23 protein-coding genes are annotated in these 24271 nt (G+C 71.3%); 9 read left to right on the top strand and 14 right to left on the bottom strand.

All coding sequences use genetic code 11. The annotated features are described in order from the left end of the window. The coding region (locus tag BZY54_RS18855; protein WP_208640694.1) for an FAD-dependent monooxygenase at positions 1–968 on the bottom strand (968 nt) is incomplete at its 3' end. Positions 969–1216: 248 nt separating this feature from the next. Here BZY54_RS18855 and BZY54_RS18850 point away from each other — a divergent pair. Beyond that, the gene (locus BZY54_RS18850; protein WP_086726357.1) at positions 1217–1945 is read left to right on the top strand and encodes an SDR family oxidoreductase; all 729 of its coding nucleotides are present in this window, start codon (positions 1217–1219) and stop codon (positions 1943–1945) included. 98 nt (positions 1946–2043) lie between these two features. Then, positions 2044–2922, top strand: coding sequence for an NmrA/HSCARG family protein (locus tag BZY54_RS18845; protein ID WP_086726356.1), 879 nt, complete (start codon positions 2044–2046; stop codon positions 2920–2922). A 7-nt stretch (positions 2923–2929) separates the two neighbouring features. On the opposite strand, the gene BZY54_RS18840 is transcribed toward BZY54_RS18845, so the two are convergent. Continuing rightward, positions 2930–3547, bottom strand: coding sequence for a mycothiol-dependent nitroreductase Rv2466c family protein (locus BZY54_RS18840; protein WP_086726360.1), 618 nt, complete (start codon positions 3545–3547; stop codon positions 2930–2932). 209 nt (positions 3548–3756) lie between these two features. Between BZY54_RS18840 and BZY54_RS18835 the strand changes: the two genes are divergently transcribed. Genes BZY54_RS18835 through BZY54_RS18820 form a run of 4 tightly spaced genes read left to right on the top strand, consistent with a single transcriptional unit; the run spans position 3757 to position 6588 of the window. Further along, on the top strand, positions 3757–4785 hold the full coding sequence (locus BZY54_RS18835) for a methyltransferase (protein WP_086726355.1): 1029 nt from the start codon (positions 3757–3759) through the stop codon (positions 4783–4785). Between the two features lie 52 nt (positions 4786–4837). Next, positions 4838–5284 (top strand): carboxymuconolactone decarboxylase family protein, encoded by a 447-nt coding sequence (locus BZY54_RS18830; protein ID WP_086726354.1) that lies wholly within the window; start codon positions 4838–4840, stop codon positions 5282–5284. An 18-nt stretch (positions 5285–5302) separates the two neighbouring features. Beyond that, complete coding sequence (locus BZY54_RS18825) at positions 5303–5986, top strand: sulfotransferase family protein (RefSeq protein ID WP_086726353.1); 684 nt, start codon at positions 5303–5305, stop codon at positions 5984–5986. Further along, complete coding sequence (locus tag BZY54_RS18820; RefSeq protein WP_086726352.1) at positions 5980–6588, top strand: dTDP-4-dehydrorhamnose 3,5-epimerase family protein; 609 nt, start codon at positions 5980–5982, stop codon at positions 6586–6588. The genes BZY54_RS18825 and BZY54_RS18820 overlap by 7 nt, the downstream gene beginning before the upstream one ends. Before the next feature lie 99 nt (positions 6589–6687). On the opposite strand, the gene BZY54_RS18815 is transcribed toward BZY54_RS18820, so the two are convergent. Then, complete coding sequence (locus tag BZY54_RS18815; RefSeq protein ID WP_086726351.1) at positions 6688–7701, bottom strand: Gfo/Idh/MocA family protein; 1014 nt, start codon at positions 7699–7701, stop codon at positions 6688–6690. A 196-nt stretch (positions 7702–7897) separates the two neighbouring features. Between BZY54_RS18815 and rfbA the strand changes: the two genes are divergently transcribed. Next, on the top strand, positions 7898–8767 hold the full coding sequence (gene rfbA, locus BZY54_RS18810; RefSeq protein ID WP_086726350.1) for a glucose-1-phosphate thymidylyltransferase RfbA: 870 nt from the start codon (positions 7898–7900) through the stop codon (positions 8765–8767). Between the two features lie 401 nt (positions 8768–9168). Here rfbA and BZY54_RS18805 read toward each other — a convergent pair whose 3' ends face one another. Next, on the bottom strand, positions 9169–10377 hold the full coding sequence (locus BZY54_RS18805; protein WP_086726349.1) for an RNA-guided endonuclease InsQ/TnpB family protein: 1209 nt from the start codon (positions 10375–10377) through the stop codon (positions 9169–9171). Positions 10378–10559: 182 nt separating this feature from the next. On the opposite strand from BZY54_RS18805, the gene BZY54_RS18800 reads away from it, so the two are divergent. After that, entirely contained in the window at positions 10560–11636 is a 1077-nt protein-coding gene (locus BZY54_RS18800) for a nucleotide disphospho-sugar-binding domain-containing protein (protein ID WP_086726348.1), read from the top strand. Positions 11637–11904: 268 nt separating this feature from the next. On the opposite strand, the gene BZY54_RS18795 is transcribed toward BZY54_RS18800, so the two are convergent. Next, a complete protein-coding gene (locus BZY54_RS18795) occupies positions 11905–13080 on the bottom strand; it encodes a glycosyltransferase (RefSeq protein ID WP_086726347.1) in 1176 nt (391 codons plus the stop codon). A gap of 242 nt (positions 13081–13322) precedes the next feature. Here BZY54_RS18795 and BZY54_RS18790 point away from each other — a divergent pair, with 242 nt between their 5' ends. Next, positions 13323–13586 carry a hypothetical protein gene (locus BZY54_RS18790; protein ID WP_086726346.1) on the top strand — a complete coding sequence of 88 codons (264 nt, stop codon included), beginning with the start codon at positions 13323–13325 and terminating at the stop codon, positions 13584–13586. Positions 13587–13664: 78 nt separating this feature from the next. Here BZY54_RS18790 and BZY54_RS18785 read toward each other — a convergent pair whose 3' ends face one another. The 9 genes from BZY54_RS18785 to BZY54_RS18750 form a co-directional block, all read right to left on the bottom strand. Then, positions 13665–15602 (bottom strand): multicopper oxidase family protein, encoded by a 1938-nt coding sequence (locus BZY54_RS18785; RefSeq protein WP_086726345.1) that lies wholly within the window; start codon positions 15600–15602, stop codon positions 13665–13667. A gap of 94 nt (positions 15603–15696) precedes the next feature. Then, the gene (locus BZY54_RS18780) at positions 15697–17475 is read right to left on the bottom strand and encodes an ABC transporter ATP-binding protein (protein WP_086726344.1); all 1779 of its coding nucleotides are present in this window, start codon (positions 17473–17475) and stop codon (positions 15697–15699) included. 62 nt (positions 17476–17537) lie between these two features. Then, positions 17538–17768, bottom strand: a complete 231-nt coding sequence (locus tag BZY54_RS18775) for a hypothetical protein (RefSeq protein WP_244217222.1) — start codon at positions 17766–17768, stop codon at positions 17538–17540. Continuing rightward, entirely contained in the window at positions 17769–18149 is a 381-nt protein-coding gene (locus BZY54_RS53290) for a hypothetical protein (RefSeq protein WP_244217221.1), read from the bottom strand. It lies immediately after the preceding gene. Further along, positions 18146–20536: an FAD/NAD(P)-binding protein gene (locus tag BZY54_RS18770; protein ID WP_244217220.1), complete on the bottom strand. Its 2391-nt coding sequence runs from the start codon at positions 20534–20536 to the stop codon at positions 18146–18148. Before BZY54_RS18770 ends, BZY54_RS53290 begins: the two co-directional genes overlap by 4 nt. A gap of 268 nt (positions 20537–20804) precedes the next feature. Then, positions 20805–21695, bottom strand: a complete 891-nt coding sequence (locus BZY54_RS18765) for an ABC transporter permease (RefSeq protein WP_086726343.1) — start codon at positions 21693–21695, stop codon at positions 20805–20807. Beyond that, positions 21682–22530: an ABC transporter ATP-binding protein gene (locus BZY54_RS18760; protein ID WP_244217219.1), complete on the bottom strand. Its 849-nt coding sequence runs from the start codon at positions 22528–22530 to the stop codon at positions 21682–21684. Before BZY54_RS18760 ends, BZY54_RS18765 begins: the two co-directional genes overlap by 14 nt. Positions 22531–22572: 42 nt before the next feature. Continuing rightward, positions 22573–23682 carry an aliphatic sulfonate ABC transporter substrate-binding protein gene (locus BZY54_RS18755; RefSeq protein ID WP_086726342.1) on the bottom strand — a complete coding sequence of 370 codons (1110 nt, stop codon included), beginning with the start codon at positions 23680–23682 and terminating at the stop codon, positions 22573–22575. A 58-nt stretch (positions 23683–23740) separates the two neighbouring features. Beyond that, positions 23741–24271: elongation factor 1-alpha C-terminal domain-related protein (locus tag BZY54_RS18750; protein WP_425276293.1), on the bottom strand; the 531-nt coding region annotated here is incomplete at its 5' end.

Genomic DNA, 24271 nt, shown 5'->3' with positions numbered 1-24271 from the left:
TCGGCGTGGTAGGTGTCGAGCAGGTCCTGCGGCGCCCACCCCTGGACCGCCGCCGCCAGCTTCCAGCCGAGGTTCACCGCGTCCTGCACACCCACGCTCAGCCCCCACGCGGCCAGCGGCGGGATCTCGTGCGCGGCGTCGCCCGCCAGGAACACCCGGCCGCGCCGGTACTCCTCGGCCAGCGCGGCGGAGTTGCCGCAGGCCCACACCCACTGGCACTGCGCGTCGTCGATGGACTCACCGGTCAGCCGCCGCCACGCGTCGGCGACCTGGGCGAACGTCAGCGCACCCGGCTCCGGGCGGGCGGGCAGCGCCGGATCGTGGACGACCACACGGCAGCGGCCCTCGCCCAGCGGAGTGCACACCACCATGCTGCCGCCGGGAAGCCGCTCGCCGATCGGCCGCGGACGCGGGGTGACGCCGGTGATCTCCGCGGTGTACATGCCCCGGGTGGGCTCCCACAGCGTGGCCGGGATTCCGGCCAGCGCGCGCACGGTGCTGCCCGCGCCGTCACAGCCGACCACGTACCCGGCCGTCTCCTCGCCCGGGCCGCCGGGACCGGTGAAGGACACCACGACGCCCTCGGGCGTCTCACGCAGACCGGTCACCTCACGGCCGCGGCGCACCGGCACGCCGAGCTCGGCCAGCCACCCGCTCAGCGCCTCCTCGGTCCTCGCCTGGGACAGGCCCAACACCCCGCTGTGGTCCTCGTCGAGCATGCCGAGGTCGAAGCGAACCCCGCCGAAGTGCCCCATCGGGCCCCACCGGAACGCCCCCAGGCGGGACAGCAGCCCGCGCTGACCCAGTGACTCGGCGGCCCGCCGGTTGAAGCCGAGTGCCCGGGACTCCTCGGTCGGGGCGGGCAGCCTGTCGTAGACGGCCACGTCCGCTCCGCCCAGGCGCAGTTCTCCGGCCAGCATCAGGCCGACCGGCCCCGCACCGACCACTATGACGTCAGTTGTTTTCATTTTTGAGGCCCTCTGCGCTGTGGCAATACTTGGCCGTTGTGAAGCTACTCAGGGCAATGTCCGGCCGCAACGATTCGAAATTCCATGAGTTCCGGTGGAGCGTTCGACCGCGGAGCCGGAGCCTTTGAACACGGCGGTGAACACTTGAACGTGGCGTCCGCGCCGCAGCAATATCGTCGGGCGCCTTCGGGGTTTCGCTTCTTCCCACGGTGAATGCGCGCATTACCGGCCGCAGAAAGGAAGCTGACGTGACGGACGAGAGGATCGCCCTCATCACGGGTGCCAACAAGGGCATCGGTCTGGCCGCCGCGCGGCAGCTCGGCGAGCGGGGGGTCGTCGTCATCGTCGGCGCGCGGGACGAGGTGCTGGGCAAGCAGGCCGCCGACGCGCTGGCCGCCGACGGCATCGCGGCGACGCCGCTCCGGCTCGACGTGACGGACCCGGCCGGCGCGGCCGAGGCCGCCCGCGAGATCGAACGGCGCCACGGACGCCTGGACATCCTGGTGAACAACGCCGGCACCGCGGGCGGCTTCACCGGTGCACCGAGCGAGGCGATGGCGGCGGATCTGCGGGAGGTCTACGAGACCAACGTCTTCGGCGTGGTCACCGTGACCCACGCGATGCTGCCGCTGCTGCGCCGCTCCCCGGCCGGCCGCATCGTCAACCTGTCCAGCCACGTGGGGTCGCTGACCCTGAACTCGGACCCGGGCTCCCCGCTGGCGGGCGTGAACATGATCGCCTACCAGTCGTCGAAGACCGCCCTGAACGCGATCACGGTCGCGTACGCGAAGGAGCTGCGGGGGACCCCGGTCAAGGTCAACGCCGCCCTGCCCGGAGTGGTGGCCACGGACATCAATCACCACCGCGGTCACCGCACCCCCGACGAGGGAGCCGCGATCGTGGTCCGCCTCGCCCTGCTGGACGAGAGGGGTCCGTCGGGCGAGTGCCTGGCCGACGAGGGGCCCGTCCCCTGGTAGCACGCGACGCCCCGAGGCAGGCGGCCGCCCCGCGGCCGTCGCATCCCGACCGCACCGCCGGGCCGAGCCCCGGCCGGCACGAGACATGGAGGCAGACAGTGGCGCTTGACGGAACGATCCTGGTGCTGGGCGGGACCGGCCGGCAGGGTGGGGCGGTGGCCCGCGAACTGCTGCGGCGCGGGCACACCGTGCACGCCCTGGTCCGCGACCCGGCCAAGGCCGAGGCGAGGGCCCTGCGGGAGGCGGGCGCGGTCCTGGTCCGCGGCGACATGGACGACGAGGCGTCGCTGACGGCGGCGATGGACGGCGTCCACGCAGTGTTCAGCGTCCAGACCTTCCGGGGTCCCGGCGGGGTCGAGGCCGAGGAGCGGCAGGGCAGGGCGGTGGCCGACGCCGCGGTAGGGGCCGGGGTGCGGCACTTCGTCTACAGCTCGGTCGGCGGCGCGGACCGCGACACCCGCGTCCCGCACTTCGAGAGCAAGCTTAGGGTCGAGCAGTACCTGCGCACGCTCGACCTGCCGACGACGGTGCTGCGGCCGGTGATGTTCCACGACATCCTGCTCGACATCGCCCCGCGCCCGGTGGGGGACGAACTCGTGCTGGCCATGTGGCTGGACCCCGAGACCTCGGTGCAGCTCATCGCGACCAGCGACATCGGCGTGTTCGCGGCGGACGCCTTCGAGGACCCGGACGCCTGGCTGGGCCGGGTGGTCGAGATCGCCGGCGACGCCCTGACCGGGCCGCAGATGGCCGCGGCGTTCGAGGCGGTGTCCGGCGTGCCCACCCGCTACCAGCGGCTGCCGATCGAGCCGCTGCGCGCGGCCCGCCCCGACCTCGCCAACATGTTCGACTGGTTCGAGCGCGACGGCTACCGCGCCGACCTCGACGGACTCCGCAGGAACAGGCCCGGCCTGGTGTCCCTTCAGGCCTGGCTGGCCGACAACTGGACGGCACCCGTGGCCGCGGCGGCACGCTGACGGCGGCTCAGGTGAAGACCGGCTCCCGGGTGCGGGTGCGCTTGAGCTCGAAGAAGCCGTCGGTGGCCGCCACGGCGAGCACGCCGTCCCACAGCCGCGTCGCTGCCTCACCGCGCGGGGCGGGGGTCACCACCGGGCCGAAGAACGCCACGTCCCCCACCGCCACGACAGGCGTACCCACATCGGTGCCGACGCGACCGATGCCGTCGTGGTGGGAGGCGCGCACCGCGCCGTCGTACGCCTCGGAGACGGCCGCGTCGGCGAGGGCCGGATCGAGGCCCGCGGCGGCCAGGGCCGCCGCGTACGTGGCCCGCTCCTTGGGGGCGCGCTCAAGGTGGAACCGGCTGCCGAGTTCGGTGTACAGCCGCCCCAGCACCTTCGGGCCGTACTCCCGTTCGGCGGCGGCGCACACCCGCACCGGCTCCAGCCGCACGGCCAGGTCCCGGTGCCAGCGCTCGGGCAGGTCGGTGCGCCCTTCGTTGAGCAGGGTCAGGCTCATCAGGTGCCAGCGCAGCTCCAGGGGCCGTTGCCGGGCGACCTCGAGGACCCAGCGGGAGGTCAGCCACGCCCAGGGGCAGGTCGGATCGAACCAGAAATCCACCGGGGTCGGGGTGTCGTGCCGCAACGTGGCCTCCTCCAGGTAGCCGGGCCGGAACAATTTGGCAAGCCCGGCCGGAATTCCACTGGAGCGGCACTGGAAGTGCCCTGTTCAACCGCTCAAATTCCCCGGTCGAACGCCCGGCGGGCAATTGCGTGAATGCCGAGGTTGCGGGCTTGAGAAGCGCCGACCTATCGTCTGGAATCCGCGAGAAGAGGCGCTCCGAAAGGAAAGGCATGTCCGTGCTGCCCGAGGTTCGTGACCAGTCCGACTCGTACTCACTGCTCCATCTCATTCAGGGCGCGGTGATCACCCAGGCGATTTCCGTCGCGGCCAGGCTCGGCATCGCGGACGTGCTGGCCGGCGGCCCGCTGTCCGCCGAGGACATCGCGGCGCGCGTCGGGTCCGACCCGAAGGCGACCCGCCGCGTCCTGCGCGCGCTCGCCGGCCACGGGGTGTTCGCCGTCCGTCCCGACGGCCGGTACGAACACACCCCGATGTCCGACAAGCTCCGCCAGGACGCCCCGGACTCGATGCGCGGCTTCGCGCTGCTGATGAACCACCCCACCCTGTGGGAGGAGTGGGGCCACCTGTCCGACACCGTCGAGACCGGCGAGGCCAACCTGCCCAAGCTGCGCGGCATGGGCGCGCTGGACTTCTTCCACGCCAACCCCGACTACGCGCGGGTGTTCTTCCAGGCGTTCGGCGAGCTCTCGGCGTCGGAGACCGACCCGATCCTGGCCGCCTACGACTTCTCCTCCTTCGGCACGGTGGTCGACGTCATCGCCGGCCGCGGCAACCTCCTGGCGGGCATCCTGAAGCAGGCGCCGGACGCCAAGGGCGTGCTGTACGACTCCGAGGTCGCCACCGTGGACTCGCCGGCGCTCTTCGAGGCGGCCGGAGTCGCCGACCGGCTCACCATCGAGCACGGCGGCTACCTCGGCAAGCTGCCCACGGGCGGCGACGCCTACGTGTTCAAGCACATCATCCACGACTTCTCCGAGGCCGACGCCGTCACGGCGCTGCGCAACGCGCGCGAGGCGATCGCCCCCGGCGGAAAGCTGCTCGTGATCGAGTACGTGATCCCGGAGAGCAACGAAAAGCACCTCGGCAACACCATCGACCTCTGGCTGATGCTGATGCTCGGTGCCCAGGAGCGCACGCTCGCCGAGTACACCGAGCTGTTCGCCGAGGCCGGATTCAAGCTCACCAGGGCCGTTCCCACCAGCGCGCCGATCTCGGTCATCGAGGGCATCCCGGTCTGAGGCCGCCGCAACCAACCGACTCATCCCCGCACACCGCACAGGAGAAGACCCGATGACTCCACGGATGGACAACCCCTCCCTGGTCGTTCCCGGCGCCCTGCAGCCCCTGCTCGACCTGACAGAGGTCATCGGCAAGGTGGGCGTGCCGCGGACCACCCTCGACCTCGTCCGGCTGCGCGTCAGCGAGATCAACGGCCGCACCTACACCTTCCCGGACGATCCGGAGCAGGCGGAGAAGATCGACGAGCGGCTGCCGCGGGTGGCCGACTGGCGCACCGAGTCCTGCTTCGACGACGCCGAGCGCTCCGCGCTGGAGATGGCCGAGGCCGTCACGCTGATGACCGACCCGCAGGACATGGCGTCGGACGAGGTCTGGGAGAAGTCCGCCGCGTACTACACCGACGAGCAGCTCGGCGCACTGGTCATGCACATCGGCCTGGTCAACTTCTGGAACCGGGTGAACGTCGCCACCCGCCAGGAAGCCGCGGCCTGGCGCTGAGGAAGGGGAGACGGCACCGTGCTGAAGCTCATCAACGCCGGTCTGGGCAGGACCGGCACGACCTCGCTGAAGGCGGCCCTGGACCGGCTCGGTCTCGGCCCCTCCTTCCACATGTTCGACATCGTCGCAGACGTGGCGCGGCTGAAGCAGTGGGAGCGCATCGTCTGCGACGGCGAAAGCCCCGACTGGGCGGCGGTCTTCGACGGCTACCGCTCCGCGGTGGACGGCCCGTGCGCCGTCTACTACCGGCAGATCAGTCAGGCGTTCCCCGACGCCAAGGTGATCCTCACGGTGCGCGACGCCGAGAGCTGGTACCGCAGCACCCACGACACGCTCTACCAGTTCGCCCTGCGCAGCATGGCCGAACCGCCGGAGCCCGGCAGCCCGCAGGCCCGGCTGTTCCGCGTCACCAGCACCATGGTCTGGGACGGCCTGTTCGGCGGCCGGTTCTCCGACAAGGACCACGCCGTCGAGGTCTACCACCGGCACAACGAGGAGGTCGTGCGCACCCTGGGCGCGGACAACGTCCTCGTCTACGACGTGCGGCAGGGCTGGGAGCCGCTGTGCGCCTTCCTCGGGGTCGACGCCCCGCAAGAGGAGTTCCCGCGCGCCAACGACACCGCGTCCATGCGGCAGCGGATCGCCCGGGCCGCCGGTGCCGCGGCCGGGGCGGCTGAGCCGGCGAGGAGCCTTCGGTGCTGATAACGGAAATGACGGTCCCCGGCGCATACCGCGTCGAACCCGAGCCGCTGAGCGACCGGCGGGGACACTTCTTCGAATCCGTACGGGCCAGCGCCCTGCTGGCCGAGGCCGGCTGGGAGTTCACGGTCCGCCAGGTCAACTACTCGGTGTCCCGGCGCAACACCCTGCGGGGCATCCACGGCACCACGGTCCCGCCCGGCCAGGCGAAGTTCGTCACCTGCGTGCGGGGCAGCGCCCTGGACATCGCCGTCGACCTCCGGGTCGGCTCACCGACGTTCGGCCACTACGACGTCACCCACCAGAGCCCCGAGACGGGCACGGCCGTGTACCTGCCCGACGGGGTCGGGCACGCCTTCCTCGCCCTCACCAACGACACGTGCATGAGCTACCTCTGCTCGCAGGAGTACGTGCCCGGGACGATGATCGACATCGACGCGCTCGACCCGGAGCTCGCCCTGCCGTGGAACCTGAAGCAATCGCCGATCCGCTCGGACAAGGACGCCGCGGCACCCACCCTCGCCGAGGCGGCGGCGGCCGGCCTGCTGCCCACCTGGGAACAGTGCACGCCGCGCCCGCTCACCGCGGCACGGGCCGGACGATAGCGAGTCGACAGCGGGCAACGAACGGCGGTCGGCGTCCGCGGACGCCGACCGCCGTTCGTTCGTACTTCAGGGGCCCCGCCGGGCCTCACCGCCCGTCGCTCAACGGGGCTCCTCACCGAGGGCGTACGCGCGGATGCGGGCCATCAGCCCCGCCTGCCGCACCAGATCGCGGTGGTGCGCCGCCCGCGCCGCCGGGTCGCGCACGGCGTCGTGGAACGCGGTGAACACGCCGAGGAACTGGTCCGAGGCCGGGGCGACGATCCGGGTCTGCCGGTCCTTCTGCTCCAGCCGCAGCACCGGCCGGGCGCTGTGCGAGGGCGTGAACGCCCATTCCAGGACCAGCCGCCCCTCGCTTCCCCACAGGTCGTAGGTCGACCGGTAGCCGTGGGACAGGCCGAAGGAGCAGTGCGCGGTGACCCCGTCGTCGTCGCCCAGCAGTGCCACCCCGGAGACGTCCACGCCCAGTTCCGGATCGAACCGCAGGCCGGCGCCCAGAACCCGCGCCGACGGCGCCAGGTACTCCTGGGCCGCGCGCACCGGATAGCAGCCGACCTCCCACAGCGCCCCGCCGCCCAGGTCCGCCTGGTACTTGATCCCGCGGGGATCGGTCGGCGGAATGCCGAACGCGCCGTTGTAGGACCGCAGTTCCCCGATCGCCCCGTCGGCCACCAGGGCCTGGGCCTGCTCGTGCTGGGGGTGGCGGAGGAAGGCGAAGTTCTCCATGACGACCAGTGAGCGCTCCTCGGCGAGCGCGACGAGATCCCGGGCGGTCTCCTCGGCGGGCACCGCGGGCTTCTCGATCAGAACGTGCTTTCCCGCCTCCAGCGCCCGCTGTGTCCACTTGGCGTGCTCGCTGTTGGGCAGCGGGATGTAGACCGCGTCGATGCCGGGCAGTTCCAGGAGCGGCTCGTAACCCTCGACGGCCGCGCAACCGGCGGCGGCCGCCACGCCCTCGGCCTTCTCCCGGGAGCGGCTCGCGACCGCCACCAGCCGAAACGGCGACCGGCTGATCGCGGGGAGGGCTCGCCGCACCGCGATGTCGGCGCACCCGATGATGCCGATACCGGCCCTCTGATCGGATTCGAGAACGGGCGTCAGATCTTCGATTTCCACAGGTCCACCTAAACGACGACAGTAAATGCGCATGCCTGAAACCGGTATGCCGTCAGCCTGAGTAAGCACACCCGTGTCTGTCAACAAACACGCTATTCAAGCCGGTGAGCCCCAGGGAGCCTTTCGGCCGGGTGGCGGCCACCGATAAAGTGCGGGCACTGCCTAATCGGCACGAAGTTACTGAGGAGGCGCCACGGTGAAGGGCATCATCCTGGCCGGCGGCAATGGCACGAGGCTCCATCCGATCACTCTCGGGGTCTCCAAGCAAATGCTCCCGGTCTACGACAAGCCTATGATTTACTACCCGCTTTCGGTCCTGATGCTGGCGGGGATCACCGAAATCGAGATCATCACCACGCCCGAGGACTCGGAGATGTTCCGGCGGCTGCTGGGCGACGGCTCCTGGCTGGGCATCACCCTGACCTACGCGGAGCAGGACAAGCCCCGGGGGCTCGCCGACGCGTTCCTGGTCTCCGCGGACCACATCGCAGACGACTCCGTCGCCCTGGTGCTGGGCGACAACATCTTCCACGGATACGAGTTCGGGCCCATGCTCCAGCGGGCCGCGCAGGACATCAAGGGCTGCGTCCTGTTCGGCTACCCGGTGCGCGACCCCGAGCGCTACGGCGTCGGCACCCTCGACGAGCAGGGCAGACTCGTCGCCCTGGAGGAGAAGCCCGCCGATCCGCAGACCAACATGGCGATCACCGGGCTGTACCTCTACGACAACCAGGTCGTGGACATCGCCCGGCAGCTGCGGCCCTCCGAACGCGGCGAGCTGGAGATCACCGACCTCAACCGCGTCTACCTGGAGCGCGGCCAGGCCAAACTCGTCCCGCTCGGCCGCGGTTTCGTCTGGCTGGACACCGGAACCCACGACGCGCTCATGGAGGCCGGGGACTACGTCCAGGTCCTGGAACACCGCCAGGGCGTGCGCATCGCCTGCCTGGAGGAGATCGCCTGGCGCATGGGCTACATCGACCAGGAGTCCTGCTACCGGCTCGGCAGCCGCCTCGCCCACTCCTCCTACGGCCGCTACGTCATGGAGATGGCCCAGGCCGGCTGAGCCCCGCACCGCGTCCCGCAGACCCTGCACCTCCCCAACGGAAGAAGTGCGACAGCCTTGACTTCTCCTCCAGCCGAAGCAGGGGGATTCAACTCTCACGGGTCGAGGTTTCTGCTTCATCGACAGCGGCCGACCCGAACCAACGGCGAGGGCTGGTGTACCAGCCATCGGTCTTACGCCAGCTCCACAGACCTGACATCCCGCCAGCCCGGCGGTAGGCCCGGCCCGGCTTGGTTGTCGCCGATCGGGCGCACCGATCGTACTGCACGACTGTGGACGGGGTACGGCGATCCGCCCTGACGGCGAATCGCCGTTCCTTGCCCTGCTCCGCAGGGGTTCGATTCCTCCCCGCCCTGAAGGGCGGGGCTTCCTCGAAGGAGCCCGTTGACTTCCTCCCCCGCCTAAAGGCGGGGGATTCCAGCGGTCGCCCGCTGGGGTTCCTGCTTCACCGACGACCGCCCCGTCCGGGAGGACTCCCGTTGAGGTCTCACACCGTCTCCACAGGCAGACACCGCCAGCCCGGCGGCCAGGATGTTGCGTGCCGCATTCACGTCGCGGTCATGCACCGCGCCGCACTCACACGTCCACTCGCGCACGTGCAGCGGCAGCTTCGTCGCGACCGTGCCGCAGGTTCCGCACAGCTTCGAGCTGGGGAAGAAGCGGTCGATCACGACGAGTTCACGCCCGTACCAGGCGCACTTGTACTCCAGCATGGAGCGCAGTTCCGTCCACGACGCATCCGAGATGGCGCGCGCGAGGCGGCCGTTCTTCAGCAGGTTGCGGACGGTGAGGTCCTCGATCACGACCGTTTGGTTCTCACGGACGAGACGAGTCGACAGCTTGTGCAGGAAGTCGCGGCGCCGGTCGGCGATCCGCGCGTGGACCTTGGCGACGCGACGCCGAGCCTTCTCGCGGTTCACCGAGCCCTTCGCCTTCCGCGACAGCTCACGCTGCGCGCGGGCCAGCCGGGCGCGGTCACGCCGCTCGTGCTTCGGGTTGGCGATCTTCTCCCCGGTGGACAGGGTCACCAGGGAGGTGACCCCGGCGTCAAGGCCGACCGCGTTCGTGGTGGCGGGGGCCGGGGCGATGGTGTCCTCGCACAGCAGGGACACGAACCAGCGGTCGCCCGCGTCTCGGGACACGGTCACCGTGGTCGGCTCCGATCCCTCGGGCAGCGGACGCGACCAGCGAATGTCCAGCGGCCCCGCCATCTTCGCCAAAGTCAGTTGCCCGTCGCGCCACGTGAAGGCGCTGCGGGTGTACTCCGCCGACGCACGCGACTTCTTCCGGCTCTTGAAGCGCGGGTACTTGGCCCGCTTGGCGAAGAAGTTGGCGAACGCCGTCTGAAGGTGGCGCAGCGCCTGCTGGAGCGGGACGGAGGACACCTCCGTCAGGAAGGCCAGTTCCTGCGTCTTCTTCCACTGCGTCAGCGCGGCCGAGGACTGCATGTAGGAGATGCGGCGCTGCTCGCCGTACCAGGCCCGCGTGCGCTCCTGAAGCGCCTTGTTGTACACGAGGCGGACGCAGCCGAACGTGCGCGACAGCTCAGCTGCCTGCTCGTCCGTGGGGTAAAAGCGGTACTTGAACGCCCGCTTGACCTGCTGCGTCACGCCTCACACCGTATCAGTTTCCGTGTGAGCGGCGGGTGTCGGCCGGTGGACGGTGCACGCCGGTCCGCCCTGACGGCGGACCGGCTTCCCCTGCCCTGCTCCGCAGGAGCTTCGTTTCTCCCCCGCAAGCGGGAGGTCCCCCCCCGGCCTTAAGGCCGGGGTATCCACGAAGGAGAGACCCGATGAAAACACTGTTCACCGTCGGTGGCAGCCAGGCGGCCGTCTTCGGCGTCGCCCCCCTCGCCGCCGCCGCCCGCAACGCCGGCCACGAGATCCTGCTGGCCGCCGACGAACCGCTGATGGCGGCGGCACAGTCCGTCGGGCTCCCCGCGGTCTGCATCACCTCCGAGCGCATGCGCTACGGCCAGGACGGCATGACGGCCGCCGCCCGCATCGACGCCCTGCTGGAACTGACCCGGCAGTGGACGCCCGACCTGGTCGTCGGCGGCCTCTCCCACGTCCCCCGGGTGCTCGCCGCCGCCCTGAAGGTGCCCTACGTCCGCCACATCTGGCACATCGCCCCGATGGCACGCCGGGACGTCACGGCGGTGGCGGAGCTTCAGCCGCAGCTGGAACGCCTCGGGCTCGCCGAGCTGCCGGACCCCGACCTCTTCATCGACCTGTGCCCGCCGTCCCTGCGCCCGCCGGGCGCCCCCGCCGGGCGGGCGATGCGCTGGGTCCCCCGGGTGAGCCAGCGCCGGGTCGAACCCTGGATGTACACCCGCCCCGAGGGACGCCGCCGGGTGCTGATCACCGCGGGCACCCGCAACCTGATGCTCGACACCTCCGGCAGCTCGCTGCGCCGGCTGGTGGACGAGCTGACCGGGGCGGGAGCCGAGGTGCTGATCGCTGCGCTGCCCGAGGCCGCCGAGCGCTACGGCGCGGAGTTGGGCGGCGTACGCATCGGCTGGATCCCCCTGGACGTCGTCGCCCCCACCTGTGACCTGGCGGTCCACCACGGCGGTGCGACCACCGCCATGACGTTGGTCAACGCCGGCGTGCCGCAGTTGATCGTCCCCGACAACGGCTACGGCAAGGCGGTCGCCGAGTCCCTCAGCGGCTTCGGTGCCGCGCTGCTGGTGGACCGGCACCGGCCGCCGGCGGGGCAGGACCCGGACGAGGTGATCGCCGCGGGCTGCCGGGAGATCCTCGACGAGCCCCGGTACGCCGAGCGGACCCGCACCCTGGCCGCGGAGAGCGCCGCGCTCCCCACCCCCGACGAGGTGCTGCGCGACATCGAGGCCCTCGCCGCCCGCTGACCCGTGGCCGGCCGCTGGCCCGTGGCCGGCCGCTGGCCCGTGGCCGGCCGCTGGCCCGTGGCCGGCCGCTGGCCCGTGGCCGGCCGCTGGCCCGTGGCCGGCCGCTGGCCCGTGGCCGGCCGGGCGGCCCGGCCGGCGACACCGCCCGCAGTGCCGACATCGTCTGCACTGCCTGCACTGTCCGTAACGCAAGTCGCCCTGAGACCGGCGGAGAAGCTCTCCGCGGTCTCAGGGCGACTCGCGTTGCGGGCAGACCAAGCGCCTGCCGTCAGACCAGTGCCTCCAGCTTCGGCACGATCTCGGCGGGGGTGGGCAGCGTCGAGATCTCCTTGGCGATGAACTGCGTCCGCTCGGTGTAGCTCGGGTTCTCCAGCAGTTCCCGGCAGGCCGCGGCGATCACTTCGCCCGGCGCCTTGTCGGGCTCCTGCGCCTGCGGCCACAGCGTCTTGCCGGCACCGAAGTCGGTGATGGCCTTGGCGATGGCCTCCCGGTGGTAGTTCGGCGGGAACTCCGGCGGGTTCTCCGGGATGACCAGCTGCGGCACGCCGTTGGCCATGAGCGTCGTCGCGGTGGTCGCGCCGCCGTGGTGGACCGCCAGGTCACAGGTGGCGGCGGTGACGTCGATCGGGATCCAGCCGACGCGCGCGTCGCCCAGCTCGGAGCCGAACCGCTCGACGGCGCCGGGGTTCGCCGCGATCAGTGCCTCGGCACCCAGCTTGTCCAGCTCCTTGACCAGCAGGGGCATGGACCAGCCCGGGTCGCGGAACATCAGGCTGCGGAAACCGGAGGTGATCACCACCCGCCGGCGTCCCTCGGGCCGGGTGTACATCCAGCGCTCCAGCCGGCGCTGCGGGTTGCTGGGGATCCAGCGCATCGGCTGCGCGGCCGGGTCGTGGGAGGGCCGCAGCGACGGCGGGGTCGAGTCCAGGAGCAGATCGGGCTTGAGCAGCCCGTCCACGCCCAGCCGCTCCATCTCGGGCCGCAGTTCCTCCTCGGCGCCCGGGTCGATACCGGTGAGCGGAATGCCCAGGTACTCGATGTGGCGCACGTACGGGACCTTCAGGTGGGCGGCGAGCAGCATCGCGGCGTAGCTCTGCGAGCTGCCCACGACCACGTCCGGGGTCCAGTCCTTGGCCAGCTCCAGCAGGGACTCCACCCCGGCCAGGCCCATCTTCGCGAAGCCGCGGCCCTGCCCGAGCATCTCCTCGTCGCCCAGCTCCCGGGGGAACCGCAGCCCCTTGCCCGGGTTGCTGATCCGCATGAAGTGCCGGATCGGGTCCACGGTGAAGCAGAAGGTGGGAAGGCCGATGGCCTCCGCGGTCTCCACCCACGGCTCGTGGGCGGCCAGCATGACGTGGTGGCCCGCGTTGCGCGCGGCCGTCGCCAGGGGAGCAGCGGCATAGTAGGTGGCCTGGCTGCCCGTGGTTATGAACAGGATTTTCATGGCACTCCGGATGCTTTTCGTGGGACGCGGCCTGCAGCATTTGCGAACAGTACCGATGGTCCGCAGTGCGGCCTTTTTCTGTCAAACACCGGCAATTGGCAACCCCGTTCAATCGCGGATTCCCCGCAGTTGAACGGAGTATTCTCCGGGCCTCATTGCGCACCCTTCGGCCGCTGACCATCATGAGGTCGGTACGTGTGGCCAGGAAGCCTCAGAATACGGATACCGAAAGTCGGTGGCACATGAACAACCTGATCTACGAAGCCCGGATGGCTCTCCGTGACGTCATGGAAGTGAACATCTACAGCCAGGGGAACGACAAGGTCTATCTGACCGTTTTCCCGGAGCTGGTCTGGGAGGGCACCGAGAAGACGCAGCCGGAGAAGGTCGTCCGGAACGTCATCGGCCGCCTTAACGACATGCACCTGGACGTCGCGGGCGGCGAGGGCGCCGTCAAGACCCTGCTGGACGCCGGTGCCGTGGAGATCGTCCGCAAGGCCGCCTGACCGCACTGCCCCAGATCCCGCCGCTTCGGCCCACCCGAGTGCCCGCGCCGACCACCGCCGCGGGCACTCGTCGTCGCGTCAGTGGTGGTGCCCGCCCGCGTGCTGGTGGTCGGCCGGGCCGACCACGAGCGGGCGCACCATGTGCTGCTCGTGCTCCAGCATGTGGCAGTGGTGGACGCCCCGGCCGACGACGGGGAAGCGGACCGCCACGGTGACCAGCTCGCCCGGGGTGCCGTTCGGGCCGGGTCTGATCTGGCCGGCGGTGCCCACCCTGATGGTGTCCTTCTCCCCGAACTCGTGCGGTTCGAGCTTCGCCGCCCCCAGGTGGGCGATCGGTCTGGCCGAGCCGCGCACGGCCTGGTCGAACCCGGTCACGTCGTAGTTGTCGCGGGACAGCACACGGAAATGGGCCAGGTGGATGTGCATCGGGTGGGGCGAGGCGGCGAGATTGAGGTACTTCCAGATCTCCACGTCGTCCTGCGCCACGGTGAAGGCGCTGCCGTCGTCGTAGCGCATGGCCGTCCGGCGCAGCGTCGTGACCTTGCCCTCGGCGTCCTTGACCTGGACGATCCCGGCGGAGGGAAACGTGATGCCCTGCGCGTCGGCCTCCGCCATCTCCTCCATCTCCCACAGTTCGGGCATGTTCTGCGAGCCCGGACCGGCCAGCACCACCCACCGAGGAGCGCTGTCGTGCGGCAGGTCGTCAGGGGCGGCCCGCTCGAAGGTGGGCGACAGCGTCCTGGGCAGCGTGAACCGGGTGGAGGGTCTGCGGTCGGCGACACGGAACTGCATCACGTCCGGCTCCAGCAGATCGTGACGGGTGCTGGACGCGCCGGGTGTGACGCCCTCCATCGTGTTCACCAGCTTCAGGGACCGGCCGCGGAACGCGCCGAAGTCGACCAGCACGTCGGCGCGCTCGCCGGACGAGAGGTTGAGCGCCCCGTCGACCGCCAGCGGCCTGTCGATCAGGCCCTGGTCGGTGCCGATCACCTGGAAGGCCCCGGGGACGGGCCGGCCGTCGGCCAGCAGCATCAGCCGGTAGATCCGGGAGTTCGCCGTGTTGACGATCCGGAACCGGTACCAGCGCGGCTCCACCTCGAGGTAGGGCCAGACGACGCCGTTGACCAGGGTGTAGGGGGCCGCGTGGGCACGCATGAGTTTCATGCCGACCATCTCCACCTTGTGGACCAGGCGTCCGGTGAGGGAACCGGTGTCCTCCAGCGCGAAGTTGCGGTCGCTGAGGACCAGCGGCACCTCGTACCGTCCCGTGGGCAGGTCCAGCGCCCGCTCCTCCTCGTCGCGGGAGACGAACAGGCCGGCGAGACCGGCATACACGCTGAAGCGGCTCACGTGGTGGGTGTGGTCGTGATACCAGAGCGTCGTCGCGGCCTGGTCGTTCGGGTACGCCGACAACTGCACGTCACCGGGACCGACGAGGTTCTCCATCCAGCCGTCGTTGCCGCCGCCGGTGAGCATGCCGTGCAGGTGCACCGCGGCCCACGGCTGGAGTCCGGCCACACCGGGGACCTCCTGGCAGCCGTCCGTACCGGGATAGTTGGACAGCGGATCGGGCATGGGGCCGCCCATCCGGCCGAAGTCGACCGCGGTGACCGGGATGTTCCCCGTCAGATGGTTCTCCCAGGCGACCCGGAGCCGGCGGCCGCGGACCGTCTCGATCGTCGGACCCGGGTAGCTGCCCTCGTACGTCCACATCCGCACCGGCGGCAGCTGCGAGTGCACCGTGACGTCGGCGGTGCGCATGCGCACGGTCAGCTCGTCGTGGCCACCGCGGTCGCGGGGCCGCAGCACCGGCGGGGTGCGCAGCGGGTCCTTGAACTTGGTCAGCATCAGTCCGTCCGCGGACGGCTCGGGACCGCCGGGGCCCGCGTCGTTCGGCGCGGCGAAGACGGAGGACGCGGACACGAGCGCGCCCAGGCCGGCGACGGCACCGCCGCGCAGCAGGGTGCGCCGGTCGATTCCGGGCGGCTCTGGTATTTCGGCAGACGCAGTCTTCATTTGCCGGATGGTAGGCACTCACCCCTGCAGAACCGCTCGAAGTCCGCTTCAAAACAGGCGAGTTGATGCCCCCGGCCGGCCGGGGAGCCCCCTCCTACACGACCGCCATCTCGGTGTCCCGGTGGACGAGCGTGGCGTAGTGGCCGGCCAGGGCGAGCAGTTCGTCGTGGGTGCCGCGCTCGGCGATGCGCCCCCGCTCCAGCACGATGATCTCGTCTGCGTTGCGGACGGTCGACAGCCGGTGCGCGACCGTGATGGTGGTGCGGCCCGCGCTCGCCGCGTCGATGGCCTTCTGCACGGCCCGCTCGGTCTGGGTGTCCAGCGCGCTGGTGGCCTCGTCGAGCACCAGGACGGGCGGGTCGCGCAGGATGGCGCGGGCGATCGCCAGCCGCTGCTTCTCACCGCCGGAGAACCGGTATCCGCGCTCGCCGACCACCGTGTCGTAGCCGTCGGGCAGGGACATCAGATAGTCGTGGATGTGCGCGATCCGCGCCGCCGCGACCAGCTCCTCGTCCGTCGCGTCGGGCTTGGCGAACCGCAGGTTGTCGGCGACCGAGGCGTGGAAGAGGTACGACTCCTGGGAGACGACGCCGACCGCGGCGGCGAGCGTGTCGAAGGACATCTCGCGCACGTCGACGCCGTCGATCGTGACGGTGCCGGACGTCGCGTCGTACAGACGCGGGATGAGATAGCTCAGCGTGGTCTTGCCCGAGCCGGTCTCCCCGACGACGGCGAGACTGCGCCCGGCCGGTACGGTCACGTCGATGCCGTCCAGCGTCGGCCGCTCGGCGCCCGCGTAGCGGAAGCCGACGCCCCGCAGCCGCACCTCGCCGCGCAGGCTCGCCGGTACGACGGGCCGCTCCGGCTCGGCGACGTCGACAGGCAGGTCGAGGTACTCGAAGATGCGGCCGAACAGCTCCAGTGAGCTCTGAATGTCCAGACCGATGGTCAGCAGCCGCTGCGCCGGCCGGAACAGGATCTGCTGGAGGGTGGCGAAGGCGACCAGCCCGCCGATGGAGACGGCCATGTGCCCGCCGCTGCCGGTCAGTCCCGCCACCCAGTAGATCACCGCCGGCATGGCGGCCATGACGATCCAGATCGTGGACTGGTACCACAGGCCCGCCGTGCTCGCGCGCACCTCGATGTCGGTGAGCTTGCGGGACTGCGCGGCGAAGGCGTCGCTGAGCGAGCGCGACCGGCCCATGGTGTGCCCGAGCATGATCCCGCTGACCGACAGCGACTCCTGCACGTTCGACGACAGGTCGGCGAACTGGCGCTGCCGGGCCCGGGTGAGGACGCGCAGTTCGTCCCCCACATGCCGGCTGACCCAGACGAAGCCCGGCAGGACGAGCAGCGACGCCAGCGTGAGCCGCCAGTCGAGCAAGGCCATGGCGGTGACCGTGGTGATGACGGTCGTCACGTCCGACACCAGCGCCGTCGCGGTGGTCGTCACGGTCACCTGCATCCCGCCGATGTCGTTGGCGATGCGCGACTGGACCTCGCCGGTACGGGTCCGCGTGAAGAACGCCAGCGACATGCGCTGGAGGTGGGCGTAGACGGCGGTGCGCAGATCGTGCATGACCAGCTGGCCGACCTTGGCGGACAGATAGGTCTGCCACACGTTGAAGGAGCTGTTGGCGACCGCGACGACCACCATGCCCAGGGCGAGCAGGGACAGCAGCCCGGTCCTGCCCTGCGGCAGCGCCACGTCGATGATCTCGCGGATCAGGAAGGGGTTGACGAGGGAGACCAGGGACGAGCTCGCGACCAGGAGCGCGACGGACACCAGGCTCCTGCGGTAGGGGCGGAACAGCTTGAGGATGCGCCGCTTCTGCACGGGAACGTGAGCAGTGGCCGACCCGGTGGTGGTCACCCTGGCCTCCTTGTCTTCGGTCGTGTCCGGTCGATGCGCGGGACGACGGCTGCGGTCACCTCTCACAGGTCGCCGACCAGTACCGTCCACCGGGCGAACTCCTCCTCCGATACGGGCGGCAGACACGGCTGCTCGGCGGGCGGCATCGCGTACCCCGTCCAGGGGTGGGGCGGATGCGCCCCGAACCATCCGAACCCCATCCACATGAGGCCCTCGCCGATGCTCCTGCCGATGGTTCGCATGGCGGATGCGCGCCGTGTCCGCATGACGGTCTCCGTTCGCCGGTCAGCCATTCAGCGCCACCTTGTTTGACGCATCTCAAGGACCAGCAGGTGATCCGTCGAGTCCCGCTGGAGCGAGTGCCGAGCGCCGTGGAGCGGCGGCGGGGCCCCCTCGGCGCCTCGTGGGGCACGCCGCTCGCGCACCGTCTGGAGGCGTCGCCGGTCGAGCGGCGACGAGCGGCGCTCCAGCCGGGCCGACAGCAGCACTGCGGCCCGCTCGTGCTCGCCCCCCTCGATCAGGGCGTGCAGCAGCGTCTCCTCCACGACCTCCAGCTGGGCCTTGCTGGCGCCCACCCGCGCGATCACGGGCAGCAGCGGTGGCAGCAGCCGCACCGCCTGTTGCCACCGCTGCCGCACCACGGCCGACAGCGCCGCGCACAATGGCGCGATCACCAGGGGGAGCACCTCGTTGCGGTGGGCGAGCGCGTGGGCCCGCAGCCGCCCGAGGGCGTCGGTTCCCCGGCCGCGGCGAGGGCCAGCGCGCCGTGCAGGGCGGCGAAAGCCGTCGCGGGTGCCTCGACCCACTGCCGGGGAGCCGCCTGCAGCAGTTCGGCCACGGGCAGGGCGCCGCTCCAACTGCCCGTCATGCGCGCGCGCCACAGCAGTGCCGCGGAATCGGCCAGCAGCCGGCCCCCGTTCACCCGGGAGGCATCCAGCTCCCGGCGGTAGCGACGCAGCAGCGCGGAACGGTCGTCGAGCGACAACTCGTGCAGGGCGGCATGCCAGGAGATGTGGGAACGGTGGCCCGCCTGCCGCCCGTGACGGTGCAGCCAGTCGTCCAGCCAGGCGACCCCCGCGCGGTGCTCGCCGGTCTCGTAGAACACGTGCGCCCGGGCGTGGACGGCATGCCCGGCGCGGGGCTGCGCGGCGAGCGCCCGGTCGGCCAGGGCCTCGGCCTGCGCCCAGCGCTCCTGCTCCTGCCGGACGAAGGCGAGTTGTCCCAGATACCACCAGTCGTCCCCGTAGACGGGGGCCAGGCCCTCGACCAGGGCCCAGGACTCCTCGGCGCTGGTCACCCCGCTGAAGGAGACCGTCGGTACGGCCGCGCTCACCGCCAGGGCGTCGCGGGGGTGGGCGGCGATGTGGCCCAGCAGAGCGGCCTTGCCCCCCTCCTCGGTGCCGGTCAGCCGGGCCCGAACCGCGGTGACCAGACTGCGCTCGCGCTCGTCGGACCGACGGGCCGCCGCCTGCACGGCCGCCTCCAGCGCACGGCAGGCATGCCCGCCGCCCGGGCCCTCGTGGCCGAGCAGTGCCAGCGCCGCGTGGCCGACGGCGAAGCCCGGGTCGATGCCGACCGCCTCACGCAGCAGCGCCTCGGCACCCAGGCTGCCCGCCAGGATGCGCTCCAGCGCCCGTTCGTACAGCAGCGCCGCTTCGGACGTCGTACTCAGCCGCTGGCCGTAGCGGTCGGCCGGCCGGGACGCCCGGCGGACGGCGAGGGCCTCCAGCACCGCGCCGGCGACCTCGTCGGCCTGCGCCCGGATCTCCGGAACGGCGGTGGTCTCCAGCAGATTCCCGCGCCGCGCGGCCCCGATCGCCCACAGCCGCGCGGCCGGGACGCCGGCCGCGGGCACCACCCGTCCTGCGTCCCGGGTATCGAGGCCGAGGTCGGCCGGGCCGGTCCGCGCATAGCCGCGCTCCAGCAGGCAGCGCACCAGGGGATCGTCCGTGCGGCGCAGGTCCATGCGCGCTCCGGTGCAGTTGACGACCGCGCCGACCCGCAGCCGCCTGCCGTCGCTCAAGGTGACGGCCACCGCGTCGTCGTCGGGCACGGCCCGGACCACCTCCGCGGCGGCCACCTGCAGCCGGCCGGAGGTCCGCAGCGCACCGAGCGCGACGGCCGTCGCGGGCGCAATCCGGTGGCGGTGCACCTCCCAGGTCCGCAGGTCCTCCTTCACAAAGCGCCTGCGGTCGGCCGTGGACAGCTGCTGCCACAGGGCTGCCGTCACCGGGCGCAGCCCGTCCATGGCGGGCCGCCAGTCCCCGCCGGAACGGCGGCCGGCCGCCAGATACCGCCGCACGCCGCGGCGCAGCGCGTCCAGACCGCGGGTACCGTCCAGCTCCGGCGGCTGTGCCGCCGGAGCCGCGACGGGCAGATGCTCCTGGGGCAGGAGCCCGTGCCGGGACACCGCGTGCAGCACCCGGCCGGGGCGGGCCAGGGTGACGGCCAGGTCGACCATGGTCAGACCGGTGCCGACGAGCAGCACGTCTCCTTCCGCGGCCACGCCGTCGAGCACCCCCGGCGCCCAGGGATCGGCGACGAAGCGCCCGGACGCCCTGAGCCCAGGATCAGCCCAGGCATGTTCGGGGCCCAGGGTGCCCAGCGCCAGTACGGCGGCGTCCACCTGCAGTCCACCACCGCCGGCGAACCGCAGCACCGGCCCGGCGGACCGGTCGCGGACGGCGACGACCCGCTCCCGCACCCGGTGCAGCCGGGCGCGCCGGCACTCCTGCGCGGTCTGCTCGACGACATCGCTCAGATAGCGCCCGTACTCCTTGCGGGGGACGAAGCCACCCGGCGCGGCGTGCGGGTGCCGACCGGCGAGCCAGCGCAGGAAGTGCCCGGGATCATCGGGGAAGGCGCTCATGCGGGCGGCGGGCACATTGAGCAGGTGGCGGGGGTCGGGCGTGCTGTAGGCGACCCCTCGGCCCGTGTGCCCGGCCGGGTCGATCAGCCATACCCCGATGCTGCGCCCGGCCCGCTCGGCCTGCCGCATCAGTTGAACAGCCGTCAGGGCCCCCGCCGCGCCGGCGCCCACCACTGCGACGCGGCGCGTCACGTCTGCCTCCACTCGGGCAGGGCGCCGTGGCGGTCGCGGACCGGCGGCTTGGGCGGCCGGGCACATCCCGGCCGAAGGCGGGGCGGATGTGCGCTACACCGGCCCAGGTTCCCGCCGATGGCTTTCACGTCGAATACGTGTCGTGCCCGCATGTCGGCCTCCTTGCGCCGGTCAACCGTTCACCGTCACCCTGATCGACGCCTCTTGAGAACCGTCAGGCGATCGGTCGAGTGCGGCTGGAGCGAACGGGCGGGACGGCGCATCGCCGTCAGTACGTGACCAGCAGGCCGCGGCTGCGCAGGACCCACCGCTCCAGCGGGCTGAAGATCAGCAGGTCGATGGCGATGCCGACGATGAGGATGAGCAGGATGGCCTCGAAGACCATGGCCATGTCGCTGGCGTTGCGGCCGTTCTCCAGCAGCTGGCCGAGGCCGACGCCGAGGTCGGGGAAGGACGCGATGATCTCGGCGGCCATCAGGGAGCGCCAGGAGAACGCCCAGCCCTGCTTGAGTCCGGCGAGGTAGCCGGGCAGCGCGGCCGGCGCGACGATGTGCCAGGTGCCCTTGAGGCCGGTGGCGCCGAGGGTGCGGCCGGCCCGCAGGAACAGCGGCGGCACCTGGTCGACGCCGGAGACCAGGCCGTTGGCGATGGAGGGCACGGCGCCGAGCAGGATGACGGCGTACATCATGGAGTTGTTCAGGCCGAGCCAGACCACCGCGGGCGGCACCCAGGCGACCGACGGCAAAGACTGCAGGCCGGACAGGATCGGTCCGATGGCGGCGCGCACGAACTTCACGCGGGCCACCAGCAGCCCCAGCGGGGTGCCGATGATCAGGGCGAAGCAGAAGCCGAGCAGGCCGCGCGAGACGGACGTCCAGATGTAGCCGAGCAGGTCGCCCTGAAGCCAGGCCTGGCGGACGACCTCCCACACGACCGCCGGGGCGGGCAGCTTGGTCGGGTCGTCGACGATCCCGAAGGAGACCAGCCCCTGCCAGATCGCCAGGACCAGCAGGACGGCGACGGTGGGCGGCAGGACCTTCTCCACGAGGGTCTGCCGAAAGAGAGTACGGGTCTCCTGCCGGCTCTCCAGGGCATCGAGACCCGCTTCCAGACCCGCGATGTCGGGACGATCCTGAACGGAGGGGTCAGTGCTGGCCATGGCGGCGGATCTCCCCACGCAGTTCTTCGGTGATCTCGACGGACAGCTCCGCCACCGCGGTGTCCTCGATGCGGCGCGGATGCGGGATGCCGACGGTCCATTCGCGGGCGACCCGTCCCGGCCGGGACGACAGGAGCACGACGCGCTCGGCGAGGCGCACGGCCTCGCCGACGTTGTGCGTGACGAACAGGACGGACAGCTTCGTCTCGCGCCAGATCCGAGTCAGCTCGTCGTGCAGCACATCGCGGGTGATGGCGTCCAGCGCCGCGAACGGCTCGTCCATCAGCAGCAGTTGGCTCTCCTGCGCGAGCGCGCGGGCCATCGCCACGCGCTGGCGCATACCGCCGGACAGCTCGTGCACCCGCTTGCCGTAGGCGCCTTTGAGCCGGACGAGTTCGAGCAGTTCCTCGGCCTTGCCGCGGCGCTCGGACTTGGGCACGCCCCGCAGTTTCAGGGCGAGTTCGATGTTCTTGCCGGCGCTCAGCCAGGGGAACAGGGCGTGTTCCTGGAACATGAGGGCGGGACGCCCGTCGGTGGTGACGGTGCCGGCGGTGGGCCGGTCGAGGCCGGCCACCAGGTTGAGCAGCGTGGACTTGCCGCAGCCGGAGGCCCCCAGGAGGGTGACGAACTCGCCGGGCGCGACATCGAGGCTGATGTCGTCCAGCACGAGCTGCTGTCCGGCCGGGCCCGCGAACGACTTCGAGACATGCTCGATACGGGCGGCGTGCGCGGCCGCCGCCGTTACGGTCTTCCCGGCCGTGACGGTCCCGTCGGCCCCGGGGGTCTCGCCCTGGCCGGCGGTCCGGGTCTCGGCGATGGGCGTGGTCGTGGCCATGGTCGAACCTCCTGGTTCCTGGTCCCCGGTCGTGATCCGGGACTACTGCCGGCTTCCGAGGCCGGCGTCGTCGGCGGCGGGCTTGCCCTTGGCCTTGAGGACCTTGTTGAGCAGCGTCAGGTCGTAGATGCCGTCGAGGTCGGGCTTGTCCAGCAGACCGGCCTTGACGGCGTGCTCCGCCTGGGCGTCGAGGGTGGCGGCCAGCGGGTCGTCGGTCAGCTTGATCGACTCCCAGGCCGGGTCCAGCACCTCGGCCGGCAGCGCCTTGCCGGTGTCGGCCTCGAGCTGCCTGTTCACCGCGGCCTTGGCGTCCGCCGGGTTGGCCTCGATCCACTCGTTGGTGTCGACCGACGCCTTCAGCACGGCCTCGACGGCCTTCGGGTGCTCCTTGAGGAACTTCTGCGACACGATGATGTTCGTGATCACGAACTTCTTGTCGGGCCACAGGTCCGACTCGTCCAGGAGCACCCTGCCGCCCTCGGCGACCAGCTTGGACGCGGTCGGCTCCGGCACCCACGCGCCGTCCAGCGAACCGGACTTGTAGGCGTCCGGGGTGACCTTGTTGTCGCTGCGGACGACCGTGACGTCGCCCTTGCCGCTCTGCGGGTCGACCTTCCAGCCCCGCTCGGCGATCCAGTTGAGGAACGCCACGTCCTGGGTGTTGCCCAGCTGCGGGGTGGCGATCCGCTTGCCCTTGACGTCGTCGAGGGACTTGATCTTGTCCGGGTTGACGACCAGCTTCACGCCGCCGGACGCCGAACCGCCGATGATCCGCAGGTTCTTGCCGCCGGACTTGGTGTAGCCGTTGATCGAGGGGGAAGGGCCGATCCAGCCGATGTCGATCGAGCCGGAGTTCAGTGCCTCGATCTCGGACGGACCGGCGTTGAAGACCGCGTACTTGGCCTTGGTGGCGCCCAGCTCCTTCTGGAAGAAGCCCTTCTGGTTACCCACCAGCGCCGTGGCGTGGGTGACGTTGCCGAAGTAGCCGATGCGGACGGAGTCGAGACCGTCGATCTTCTCGGCGCCGGCGGCGACCTCGGCGGTGCCGACGTCCTTGGCCTCCGAGCCGTAGCCGCAGGCGGCGAGGGTCAGCAGGGGCAGCGCGATCAGGCCCGCGACGGCGCGGTGCAGAGCGGTGGTGGCAGCTGGCACGGGTGGGTTCCTCTCGTTGGCCCGGCGGTCACGGTCGGCCGATTCACGGGGCGCGTGCTCAGAAGTCCCACCCGTCGTCTGTGGGGTCCTCGACCGGCTCCGGGGCGGCGAAGGACTCGCCGACCATGCCGGCGGTCAGTGTGGTGCCGTCGCTGGGGTCGATCAGGATGAACGAGCCGGTGCGGCGGGAGTCGGCGTAGGAGTCGACGGGCAGCGGCTCGGCGGTGCGGATCTTGACCCGGCCGATGTCGTTGGCGACGAGCTGGCCTGGGTGCGGGTGCAGGGACAGGTCGGCCAGGGTGAGCCGGGACGGGATGTCCTTCACGATCGCCTTGACCGTGCGGGTGCCGTGCTTGAGCAGCACCCGGTGCCCGACGGCCAGCGGCTGGTCGGCGACGTGGCAGACGGTCGCCTCCACGTCCTGGGTGGTCGCCGGCGCGTCCTTGCTCGGCACGATCAGGTCGCCGCGGGAGACGTCGATGTCGTCCTGGAACAGCAGGGTCACCGATTGCGGGGTCCAAGCGGCGTCGACCGGCTCGCCGAGCAGGTCGATGCCCGAGATCCGGGTCGTCCGGCCCGACGGCAGCAC

It is taken from the genome of Streptomyces carpinensis, assembly GCF_002154505.1.
Classification (GTDB): domain Bacteria; phylum Actinomycetota; class Actinomycetes; order Streptomycetales; family Streptomycetaceae; genus Streptomyces; species Streptomyces carpinensis.
The sequence above is the reverse complement of the archived record's forward strand: the minus strand, read 5'-3'. Positions and strand labels throughout refer to the sequence as shown.